Genomic DNA, 11,163 nt, shown 5'->3' with positions numbered 1-11,163 from the left:
CGAAGGCCGCCCGGTCGAACCGTCTCTTTCTTGGCGAGCGCTAGTTCAGCGTGACGCGGAAGCGCGTCGTCACGATCGCCCCGACCGAGATGCTGGCGATCGAGGTGGCGATGCGCGTGCCGTTGAACACGTTGCCGTCCGTGGCTTGGGCCCCGTCCGCGACGCAGACGCCGAGGGCGAAACTGCCGCCGACATAGGTGCTGCTGGCGACGTAGGTCGTGTTGGCAGGAATGTTGTCGGTGACGCCGACGCTGGTCAGCGCGTTGGCGCCGATGTTCTTGACCGCGATGCAGTACTCGACGACCGCGCCCGGGATGGCCTTGGGCAGGAGGTTGCCGTTCATCGGGTCGCTGATCAGCGTGGCGTACTTGGTCACCTCGGCCGTCGCCGCGGCGATGGCGTATTCGTCGCCGGCGCTGAAGCGACCGTCGCGCAGGAGGTCGGCATAACCGACGCCGTCGGCGAAGACGGTGTCGACCTGGTTCGGGTCATCGCCCAGAATGGTCTGGACCAGGTCCGCGCCCAACGACGTGGCGGTCCCGCCCGTGGCGACCACGGCGGTCAGCTGGACGCCGGAAATGCCGCTGGCCGGACCCGAGGCCGGGATGTCGGCGACGACGAAGACCGTCTTGGTCTGGTCCGGCGCCAGTTCATCGATATAGGTCGCCGTGTCGGTGCCGGCCTCATATGTGCCGTTGCCGTTCACGTCGACGAAGACCCGGATGTTGGTGACGCCGAAGTTGTCGGTGTGACCCAGCTGGGTGGTGCCGCCCAGGCCGATGTTCGTGGCGAACAGGCGGAAGTCCTGGGTCGCGTTGGTCGTATTGGTCACGGTGAAGGTGGTGACCTGGTTGGTCTGGCCGAACGCGACGGAGGTCGCCGTACCGCCGACCTCGGCGACCATCACATTGGCCTTCCGGTCGACCACGAAGGTCGAGTTGTTCGACGACACCGGCGTCTGGCTGACGCCGTTCACCGAGTACGAGACCGAGGCGGTGTTGTTGATGCTGACGCCGGCCTGGGTGCCGGTCGCCGCCAGGGCGGCCTGGCTCCACAGGCCAGCCGCGATCGCGGACGCGCCTGCCAGCCAGAATTTACGGCATGAGTTCTTCACGAGGGTTTTCCTTTTCAAACGGGGCTGGCGCGTCACTTCAGGCGCGCGCGGAACGACAGGCGGACCTCGCCGCCCGCCGGAACGGGTTGGGCGAGGGTCCAGCGAAGGGTGGTGACGTCGGCGGCGACAGCCTTGGCCGCGACGCCGGCGGTGGTCTTGGTCAGCGAGGCCAGAGGGCCGAAGGTCTGGCCGTCAATGGAAACCAGCGGCGGCTGCGTGTCCGCCGGACCGGCATAGACCAGGTTCTGGGCCAGCGGATTGGTGACGACCACGCCCTCGGCCGGCTTGTCGCCGCCGTTGTGATAGGTCAGGACGTAGACGACCTGCTCGCCCGGCGTGACGCGCGCGGCGGGCTTCAGCGCCATGGTCGCGCGGCCGTCGGGACCACGGGTCTCGACTTCCTTGAACACGGCCGAGGTCAGGGTGGCCTCGGCGGCCCGCGCGGGGGCGTGGGCCAGCAGGCCCGCGGCCGCCAGGGCCAGCAAAAGGGTCTTGGTCATTGAGAGCTCCCGAGGGGGTCGATACGAACTTTGAAAGTGACGGTGCGGCTGGTCTTGGCCTCGACATCGCCCAGGGCGACCTCGACGCCACCGGCGGCGAAGCGGCCCGCGTCGCCGTCCTCGGCGTCGGTCAGGGCCGCGCCATCGACGGTCAGGCTGCCGGGCACGTAGGTCGAGCCGGCCGGAATGGCGTCGGAGATTTTCACCTGGCGGGCGTTGGCGCCGACGCCGAAGCGGGCTTCCAGGCTGTAGGTGACGATCGAGCCCGGCGCGGCGCGCGAGCCGCCGGCGGCGTCGACGACCGACTGGGTCTTGATCAGCTGGGCGTTGACCTGGCCGACCCGATAGGTGGCGAAGGTGGTGGGACCATCGCCCGCGCCGCCGCCCGTACCGCCGTTGCCGCCATTGCCGCCCGGATTGCCGCGCAGGCCCGGCCCCATCACGACATAGACGCCGCCGTTGCCGGCCGTGGCCATGACCGTAGCCGTCGCGCCGTTGCGCAGCACCGAGGGCCACGCGCGCAGCATCACGCGCGCCCAGGCGCCATTGAGCGCATTCGGAATGCTGCACGACACCCAGGCCACCACGGCCTGGCCCGGGGCCAGCACCGGGGTGACGTTCGACATCTTGTCGCGGGTCACGTCGAGATGACCGTCGCCGTCCCAGTCCACCCAGATGCTGCAGCTTTGCGGGTCGAAGTCGCCGTCCATCACCGCCAGCGACAGGTCGAAGGCCTGATGGCCGTTGCCCAGGTTGCGGATCCGGAACGCCAGGCGCTGGTTTTGGGAGTCAGCTTCGACCTCGACCTCGGGCGTCAGGACCTCGATCGAGACGTCGATGATCTCCTGCACCTGTAAGGAGACCTTGTTCGAAGACAGGGTGACGGGGCCGGCCGTGTCCGTGAAGCCCAGCGCCGCGACGTTGTCGATCATCGTGCCCGACGGCGTCATCGTCTGCGCGTGGGTCAGGGTCGGGATCGCCGCCAGACCGGCCGACACCAGCGCGCACGCGACCGCGCCGCTCAAGGCGGTGCGTCGGCTGGCGAAAAGGCGGTGAAGGCGGAACATGTGGTCGTGGGGCCGTGGGATGAAAAGCAGACCCCCACACCGCGCTCAGACGGCTAATCAGACCTTACCGATCAGGAACAGACGGCCAACCCTTAGACTATCGTCTAGTGCGAGCCGATGCTTTTCACTCGCCCCAAAAAGCGTATCGCTTTCTTTGATCCTGGACTTCGCCACAACCCTGCGACGTCCTGCCGCAATCGTTTGTCAAAAGACCTTCCGTGCGAACAGTGACGCTCAAGATCTTGAAAAATCGCGTAATCCCTTATCGAGCACGGGTTTGCGAGCGTGTTGCAGAGCTTGGATCATCGAACGCCGTCGCGCGGATGCGACACTTGGCGCGAGGACACGGATGCGTTGCGTCTGCATGCTCGTATCACTTGATACGATTCAGGAGCCACGCGTGAAGCGGGTCCTACTGATAGACAGCCATCCGCTGATGCTGGAGGCCCTTCGAAGAGTCGCCCTGACGGTCTGGCCCAAGGTCCACACCATCGAGGTTGGCGACATTTCCGCCCTCGACGGCGCCTGCCGTTTCGGCGCGACCATCGACCTGGTGATCATGGATCCGTGCCTGGCCGAGACCCACGGCCTGTCGGCCTTGGTCAGCGTCCAGCAGCGCCTGTCCCACGCCCCGATCGTCGTGTTCGCCTCGCGCGACGACGATCAAATCGTCAGCCACAGCAACGCCCTCGGCGCGGCCGCCTATCTGCACAAGTCCGCCGGCATGGCCGAGCTGGCCGACTGCCTGACAAAGGTCGCGGCCGGCGCGCGCATGTTCCCAAAGCTGAGCGGCGCGAACCTGGCCCACCACGACCTGGCGGCCATGCGCAAGCGGCTGGAGGGCCTGACCTCGACCCAGCTGAAGGTGCTGCTGAACATCGCCGACGGCCGCCTGAACAAGCAGGTCGCCGCCGAACTTCACGTCACCGAAGCGGCGATCAAGGCCCACCTGACGGCCATCTTCCGCAAGCTGGGCGTCCATAACCGCACCCAGGCCATGCTGGCCTTGCAGCCGTTGCTGGCCGCCGGTCTCAACGCGGCCGCCTAGCCGCGGGACATGATCCAGGGCTGCTCCGACCACAGCGCGCAACGGTGCTGACGGGCGAAGGCCTGGCTGGTCATCGCCGCATCCTTGGCGCCGGGCCTCAGGGCCAGCAGGTGGCCGTCCTTCGGCTGCATCCGAGGCCAGCCACCGCCGGGGACGCCCTCGCGCACGAAGGCGCTCCAGTAGGCGATCATGCGGTCCGACAGCTGGCGCTGCTCCAGCGTCAGCCGCGCCGCGCGACCTGCGAAGACGCCGCCGGGCCAGAGATAGGTCAGTTCGGCGCTGTGGGCGGCTCCGAAGCGGTAGCCGCCCGCGCGGACGTCGAACGGCGGGTCCGGGTCCTCGAACTGGTAGTAGTAGACCGGCGCGGCCTTCGACATCGCCTCGGCGACGGCCAGGCTGGTGCAGCCGCCAAAACCGCGCATGCCGCTGTCGGTCATCACCGCGCTGACGGCATAGGCGGCCTCCAGCCCCGGCGTCTCGACGGGATAGGCCTGCTCGATCCGGCGGGCGAAGGCCTCCGGGGCCAGCTTGCGCAGCCAGGCGGCATAGGCGGCCTTGTCGAAGCCCAGATAGGCCGGCCCGGCGATGCGGCCTTCCTCGCGATTGGCGCCCAGCAACACCGGCACGGGGTTCCAGGCGCCGCGCACGATCTGGTCGAAGGCCGTCGCCTCGACCACCGGCGCCGCGAAGCCGCCGATGTCGACTACGCGCCCGACCGGCAGCGTCCGCAGGCAGGCAGCATCGGCGCAGCCGGCGCGGGCCAGGACGCCCTCCCCGCGCGCCAGGCTGGCGGACGGCAGGTCGACATCGTGCAGGCAGTCATCGCTGGAGATGATCGCGGCGCGGAACAGACCCTTGGCGCTGGCTGAGGTCAGCAACGGGCACAGCACCGTGCCGCCGGCGGACTCGCCGCCGATGGTGACCTTGGCCGGATCACCGCCGAACGCGGCGATATTGCGCGCCGTCCAGCGCAGAGCGGCCTCGACATCCTGGAGGGCGTAGTTCCCCTGCCCAAAGCTCGGATGGTTGAGGAAGCCCAGCGCGCCGAGACGGTAGTTGATCGTCACCACCACGATGTCACCGCGCCCAGCCAGGGCCGCGCCGTCATGGTCGATCCCTGCCCCGTTCGTCGCCCCGCCGCCGTGGACGTACAGGAACACCGCGCGCGGCCGCTTGGCCGGCGTCACGGGGCGGTAGACGTTCAGGACCAGGCAGTCCTCGACTTCGGATCGTGGGGTGTCGGCGGTCGCCGTTTGGGGGCAGCGCACATATGCGATGTTTTCGTCGCGTTCGGCTTTCCAGGCCTTCGCAGGCTGTGGCGCGGCCCAACGCAGAACGCCGACCGGCGGCGCGGCGTAAGGCACGTTCAGGAACTGCTCGACGCCCTCACGGACCACGCCGCGCAGGGCGCCGGTCTCGATCGTGGCGGTCGGCTGGGCCAGCGCGGGGCCGGCCAGCAGCGCCAGGACCGCGACGAGGCGAGCGATCATTTCAGGCCGGGCTTCTTGCGCGGATAGCTGCGGGTCGACAGCGCCGGAACCTTGTAGTCGACCTGGAAGTGGCAGGCCTCGCCATAGGTCTTCACCGCCTCGGCGCAGCCGGCGGCCAGGGTCGCGGGGCTGGGCTTGGTCCCCTGCCCGATCCAGGCGTCCATGGCCCGCAGCAGGGCGGCGTATTCCGGCGTGGCCAGCTTGGAGTGCTCGTGCTCGTCGGTGAATGACTGGACCAGCAGATCGCTCTTGCCGGCCTTGGCGACGGTGTCGTGGAACACCTGCTCCAACTCGACGAAGGCGGTCGGGTCGTCGATGGCGTGCATGGTCAGGGTCGGGACCAAGAGCTTGCCGGTCAGGTCGCTGTCGTCGGCCAGGCCGCGCACGCCCTCGGGATCGGCCTTAAAGCGTGGCACGCCCTTGTTCAGCGCCTTGTCGTCGTCCGAGCCCGTATAGACCACGCCGACGTTCGTGAAGGGGTTCTTGCCGCCCAGCCGCTTGTTGACCATGTCGGCGAAGGTGAAGGTCGACCAGGACAGGTGGCTGTCCAGGGTGCGCTCGGGGATGCGGGTGACTGCCAGGATGTTCTTCAGATTACGCTGCTGCTGGGCCGTGCGCTCGCCGGCGGGGCGGTTGACGCCCGTGCAGGCGTCCAGGCGCTCGTCCAGCTGCTTGTTGGTCAGCTTGGAGCCGACGGGTTGGCCCTGCCATAGCGGGTACTGGACCTCGTCCTTGGCCGGGTGGTTGCCGCAATAGAACTGATAGACGGCCCGCAGGTCGGCGCGGAAGTCGTAGGCCCGTGTGCCGCCCGAGACGACGCCGCTGGTCAGGATGACGCCGTCATAGATCAGCTTGCCGTCGGCGTCCTTGCCGTACAGCTCGGCGGTCTTGGCCGCGACATTGCCGCCCCACGACTGGCCGTGCAGCACGGTGCGCTTGGGCCGGCCGTAGGTCGCCCAAAAGAGCTTGCGCAGGTTGTCGCTGTCCTCGGCGGCCGAGCGGACGCCATAGCCTTCACGGCGATAGTTCGAGCCGGCCCAGGCATAACCCTCGGCCACGGTGACGGCGAAGCGTTGCAGGTCCTCGATCGCGTCGTCGGGCTTGGGCGTCTTCAGGCGCGGGCCGCCGTGGGTGTGCAGCACCAGCGTGCCGTTCCAGGCCTTGGGAATGGCGATCCAGTAGTACGCGCCGTTCTGGTCCTGGCCGGCCAGGCACTTGGTCTCGGCGGGCAGACCTTCGGGACAGGTCTTCTCCTTGGGCGCTTCCGCATGGGCGACGGACGCGGCCAGGGCAAGGCCCAGACCCAGGATGGCGGAGGAAAGCTTCTTCACCAGAGACCTCATCACGCGGAAACAAGAAGGGCCGGCCGCCCCGGGGGAGGACGTGGAGCAGCCGGCCGGAATGAACGTCAGAACGACTTGCTGACGCTCATGTACCAGTAACGGGCATAGGGGTTGTAGAGCGAGCCGATGAAGCCGCCCGACGACAGCGGCGGGTCTTTGTCGAAGATGTTGCGCGCGCCGACCCGGATGCGGGTGTCGTTGGCCCAGCCCTTCTGCTCGAAGCGATATTGGGCATACAGGTTGACCGTGGTCAGCGGCTTGACGGCCCAGGGCTCACCCGCGGTCGAGACGAAGTCCATGTCCAGGACCGAGCCGGTATAGACCACCGAGGCGCCGATCTGGACCGGACCACCGCGCCAGGTGCCGGTGCCCGTCCACTTCCACTTGGGCTTGCCGTTCTTCTTCAGCAGGTCGCCAACGTCGGTCAGCGGCGTGGCGCGGTTGATCGTGCCGGCGGCGCGGGCGGCGAACAGCTCGGCGACCGGCGGAGCCAGTTCCTGCGAGAACTTGTCCATGAAAGTGCCGTCGATATCGACGCTGAACCGGCCGGCGTTTTCGGTGCGCAGGTTCCAGTTCAGACCGAAGTCGATACCGCTGACGGTCTGGGGCTGCAGGTTCTTGAACTGGTCGCGGATCTCCAGGATCTGGCCAACCGGGGCCAGGCCCGTGCCCTGGAAGAAGGCGATGTCGTCGACGGTCGGCGCGGCGCGGATGACGTTGGCGTTGCTCGAACCGGTGACACGGGACAGGTAGTCCTGGATGGCGATGTTGGCCGAGCCCAGCGTGCCGACGATGCCTTCCTGCTTGATCTGCCAACGGTCGACCGTGACCGTGAAGCGGCCGAACTGTTCGGGGATGAAGGTCGGCTGCAGCACGACGCCCACCGAGTAGTTCTCGCTCGTTTCGGCCTTCAGGTTCGGGTTACCCGCCGTGGTGAAGCGGATGCCGACGCCACGCGTACAGGCGGTGAAGGTCGAGATGCGGCCGGCGCGCAGGTCGGCCTCACAGCGGTAGTAGTCGGTGACGGTGTTGGTCCGCGAATAGGCGAACGGGTTGGTGGTTTCCAGGTTCGGGGCGCGGAAGCCCTGCTGCCACGAGCCGCGGAAGCGGACGCCGTCGATCACGTCCCAGGCAAACGCGATCTTGGGTTTCGCGACCGAGCCGAAGTCGCTGTAATTCTCGTAGCGACCGGCCAGCTGCAGGTCGATGCGGCGGACCAGCGGGATGTTCATCTCGGGCGAGACCAGCGGGACGGCGAATTCGAGGAACGCCGAACCGACGTCGCGCGAACCCTTGGTGCTGGGGGTGTCGTTGACGCCCGTGACATTGCTGTTGCTGGTCAGGCCGGTGACCGGATCGGTGAACGGCGTGCGGCCGTCCAGCTGCGGATCGCGGCGATCTTCTTGCGTCTCGTGGCGGAACTCGACGCCGGCGGCGACGCCGACCGAGCCGCTCCAGATGTTGATCAGGTCGGGCTTCGAAACCTTGAAGTCGGCCATGGTCAGGGTGGTGGTCGAGTGGCGCTTCAGGCGGAAGCGGATGGCGTCCAGCGCGGCCTTGGAGCTGGGCGTGCAGTCACGGCCGCCCGTGCCGTCCAGGCAGCCGCCGTTGAACGGGTTGTAGGCGTCGGGAGTCGACAGGGCCAGCGAGGCGGCCAGCTTCTTGCTGTCGATGCCGTCGCTTTCGTCCTTGGCGTCGGCCTTCGAATAGAGGACCGCCGTGTCGAAGTTCCAGCCCCACTTCTCGCCCTTCAGGCCGCCCAGGAAGCGGGTCTGATAGTTCTCGACCTCGACCTTGCTCGGGCCCAGGTCGTTGAAGCGGTAGTTGGTGAAGGTCACGGGCAGACCGCCGACCGGCACGTTGGTCAGGCCCGGCAGGCGGTTCGGGTTGGCCTGGCCGTTGGCGAAGGTCACCGGACCGAAGGGGTTCCAGTAGTTGCTGGCCGGCACGCCGATGGCCACCAGGCTGGTGCCCTGGGTCGTCAGGCCTTCCGACGTGGCGTGGTAGAAGCCGACTTCGCCATAGGCCGTCAGCGTGTCACTGATGTCGTAGTGGCCGTTCAGGAACAGGTTCTGGCGCTCGATCTCCGGCGCGACGGTCGTCGCGTCGTTCTGCGGGGCGTTGTAGCGATAGGCGTTAGCGGTGCTGCCGGTGGCCAGGTTGCCGGTGCCCAGGCACAGGCCGTTGCCGATCTGGGCAGCGCAGCCGGCGATGGTGTTGGGCTGCACGTGGGTCGCGCCGGCCGCCGTGGTCAGGGCCGTCGTGCCCTGGCGGATCGTGCCGGGGCCGCCGAACACCGTGAAGTTGGCGAACGAGTTCTGGTTGCCGCGGTTGTCCGGGGCGGCGCTGGCCGCATAGTCCGGATAGCCGGCGAACAGCGAGCGCAGGTCCTGGGTCGCGGTATAGGGCCGGTCACTGGGACGCTGGGCCGTGCGCCAGGTGAAGTTGCCGTTCAGCGAGATGTTGCCCCGCCCTTCCGCGAAGTTGCGGCCGGCGAAGATGTTGCTCGAGTATTCCTTGCGGTGCGTGCCTTCGGCCCAGCCGTACTGGGCGTCGACGGTCAGGCCGTCGAAATCGGTCTTCAGCACGGTGTTGACGACGCCAGCCACCGCGTCCGAGCCGTAGATGGCGGCGGCGCCGTCGCGCAGCACTTCCAGGCGGTCCAGGTTCGAGGTCGGGATGGCGTTGGCGTTGAAGCCCAGCAGCGGCACGGTGCCCGACGACTGGCTGGTCGGGTGCGAGACCAGGCGGCGGCCGTTCAGCAGCACCAGGGTGTTGCCGACGCCCAGGCTGCGCAGGTTGATCGAGTTGACGTCGCCACGCGTGGAGTTGCTGGTCTGGGCCGCGTTGGTCGGGTTGATGAACACGTCGCCCATCTGCGGGATCGAGCGGAACAGGTCATCGCCCGAGACCGCGCCGGTGGCGGCGATCTGGCTCTCGCCCATCACCGTGACCGGCAGGGCGGCCGTGGTCTTGGCGCCCTTGATCTGGCTGCCGACGACGACGATCTCTTCGACCTTGGTGTTGGCGTCGGCGGCCTCTTGGGCCATGGCGCCGGTGGCGGTCAGCAGGACGGCCAGGGCCGCGCCCCGAACGAGATGGCGGCGGTAGGTCTGGTAAGTCACGTTTAGCTCCCCAGTGTTTTCTTTTGTTGTCAGTTCGGTGGGTCGGATCGGCGCGCCGCTTAAGGACGCGCGGCCTCCGGGACGGGACCGCCGGGGGCTGCCGGCGGGTGTTTCTTCGGGTTCAGGGCCGACTTGAAGGCCCGGACATCCAGGCCCTTCTCCCAGCGCGAGACGACGATCGCCGCCACCGCATTGCCGGTGAAGTTGGTCAGGGCCCGGCACTCGGACATGAAGCGGTCGACGCCCAGGATCAGGGCCATGCCGGCCACCGGGACCGAGGGCACCACCGACAGGGTGGCGGCCAGGGTGATGAAGCCGGCGCCGGTGACGCCAGCCGCGCCCTTGGAGCTCAGCATCGCCACGCCCAGCAGCAGGGCTTGCTCTTCCCACGACAGGTGCACGCCGGTGGCCTGGGCGATGAACAGCGCCGCCAGGGTCATGTAGATGTTGGTGCCGTCGAGGTTGAACGAGTAGCCCAGCGGGACCACCAGGCCGACGACCGACTTCGGGCAACCGGCCTTTTCCAGCTTTTCGATCAGGCTGGGCAGCGCGGCTTCCGACGAGCTGGTGCCCAGCACCAGCAGCAGTTCGGCCTTGAGGTAGCGGATCAGGCTGAAGATCGAGAAGCCGTTGAAGAGACCAACAGCGCCCAACACCACGACCACGAACAGCGCCGAAGTCAGGTAGAAGGTGCCGACCAGCAGGGCCAGGTTGGCGACCGAGGAAATCCCGTACTTGCCGATCGTAAAGGCGAAGGCCCCGAAGGCGCCGATCGGGGCGGCCTTCATCACGATGTGCACGAACTTGAAGAAGGCCTGGGCCACGACTTCCAGGAAGTCGACCACCGGCTTGGCCGGCGCGCCGACCAAGGTCAGCGACAGGCCGAACAGGATCGAGATCAGCAGCACCTGCAGGATCTCGCCCTCGGCGAAGGCCCCGACCACGGTGTTGGGAATGACGTTCATCAGGAAGCCGACGATGCTCTGATCGTGGGCCTTGGCGGCGTATTCGGCGACCTTGCCGGCCTTCAAGGTGGCCGGATCGATGTTCATGCCCGCGCCCGGCTGGACGACGTTGGCGACGATCAGGCCGACGATCAGGGCCAGGGTCGAGAAGACGAGGAAATAGAGCAGCGCCTTAATGGCCACGCGGCCGACCTTCTCCAGGTCGCGCATGCCGGCGATGCCGGTGACCACGGTCAGGAAGATCACCGGGGCGATGACCATCTTCACCAGCTTGATGAAGGCGTCGCCCAGCGGCTTCAGCGATTGGCCGATCTCGGGATAGTAGTGGCCGATGGCGCCGCCTAGGGCGATGGCCAGCAGCACCTGGAAGTACAGGTGACGATAGAACGGCTTAGGGCGCTCAGGGGCGGCCGGTTGGATCGTCTGCACTGTCGCCTCTTGGCCTGGCCCGAAGGCCTCGTTTCCACCCCGCGCCCCTTTGCCGGGACGCTTGGATAGACGATCCTAGGCC

General features: G+C 67.6%; 8 protein-coding genes. 1 reads left to right on the top strand and 7 read right to left on the bottom strand.

From position 1 onward, the window contains the following. Nucleotides 1-40: 40 nt before the first annotated feature. From AC1RRR_RS00810 to AC1RRR_RS00800, 3 genes are read right to left on the bottom strand one after another with little or no spacing between them, the layout of a single operon-like run. A complete protein-coding gene (locus AC1RRR_RS00810; RefSeq protein WP_492809744.1) occupies nt 41-1,114 on the bottom strand; it encodes a hypothetical protein in 1,074 nt (357 codons plus the stop codon). 32 nt (nt 1,115-1,146) lie between these two features. After that, entirely contained in the window at nt 1,147-1,614 is a 468-nt protein-coding gene (locus tag AC1RRR_RS00805; protein WP_492809742.1) for a hypothetical protein, read from the bottom strand. After that, on the bottom strand, nt 1,611-2,639 hold the full coding sequence (locus AC1RRR_RS00800) for a hypothetical protein (RefSeq protein ID WP_492809740.1): 1,029 nt from the start codon (nt 2,637-2,639) through the stop codon (nt 1,611-1,613). Before AC1RRR_RS00800 ends, AC1RRR_RS00805 begins: the two co-directional genes overlap by 4 nt. A gap of 442 nt (nt 2,640-3,081) precedes the next feature. On the opposite strand from AC1RRR_RS00800, the gene AC1RRR_RS00795 reads away from it, so the two are divergent. Continuing rightward, nucleotides 3,082-3,729 (top strand): LuxR C-terminal-related transcriptional regulator, encoded by a 648-nt coding sequence (locus tag AC1RRR_RS00795; RefSeq protein WP_492809738.1) that lies wholly within the window; start codon nt 3,082-3,084, stop codon nt 3,727-3,729. On the opposite strand, the gene AC1RRR_RS00790 is transcribed toward AC1RRR_RS00795, so the two are convergent. The 4 genes from AC1RRR_RS00790 to AC1RRR_RS00775 all read right to left on the bottom strand — a co-directional run bounded on the left by AC1RRR_RS00790 (nt 3,726) and on the right by AC1RRR_RS00775 (nt 11,081). Beyond that, nucleotides 3,726-5,219 carry a carboxylesterase/lipase family protein gene (locus AC1RRR_RS00790; RefSeq protein WP_492809736.1) on the bottom strand — a complete coding sequence of 498 codons (1,494 nt, stop codon included), beginning with the start codon at nt 5,217-5,219 and terminating at the stop codon, nt 3,726-3,728. The two genes, AC1RRR_RS00795 and AC1RRR_RS00790, sit on opposite strands and share 4 nt — an antisense overlap. Next, nucleotides 5,216-6,550, bottom strand: a complete 1,335-nt coding sequence (locus AC1RRR_RS00785) for an alpha/beta hydrolase (protein WP_492809735.1) — start codon at nt 6,548-6,550, stop codon at nt 5,216-5,218. The genes AC1RRR_RS00790 and AC1RRR_RS00785 overlap by 4 nt, the downstream gene beginning before the upstream one ends. Before the next feature lie 77 nt (nt 6,551-6,627). Continuing rightward, entirely contained in the window at nt 6,628-9,687 is a 3,060-nt protein-coding gene (locus AC1RRR_RS00780; RefSeq protein WP_492809733.1) for a TonB-dependent receptor plug domain-containing protein, read from the bottom strand. Between the two features lie 59 nt (nt 9,688-9,746). Further along, the gene (locus AC1RRR_RS00775; protein ID WP_492809731.1) at nt 9,747-11,081 is read right to left on the bottom strand and encodes a dicarboxylate/amino acid:cation symporter; all 1,335 of its coding nucleotides are present in this window, start codon (nt 11,079-11,081) and stop codon (nt 9,747-9,749) included. Between the last annotated feature and the right edge of the window lie 82 nt (nt 11,082-11,163).

The sequence above is a fragment of the Caulobacter sp. GW821-FHT12D05 genome (assembly GCF_058807295.1).
Note: the sequence above shows the minus strand (reverse complement) of the source record. Positions and strands in the feature narration are given on the sequence as shown.

Bases quoted from the DNA above. Each gene is read 5' to 3' on its own strand.
- AC1RRR_RS00805 (WP_492809742.1), bottom strand. From the start codon at position 1,614: ATGACCAAGACCCTTTTGCTGGCCCTGGCGGCCGCGGGCCTGCTGGCC.
- AC1RRR_RS00790 (WP_492809736.1), bottom strand. From the start codon at position 5,219: ATGATCGCTCGCCTCGTCGCGGTCCTGGCGCTGCTGGCCGGCCCCGCG.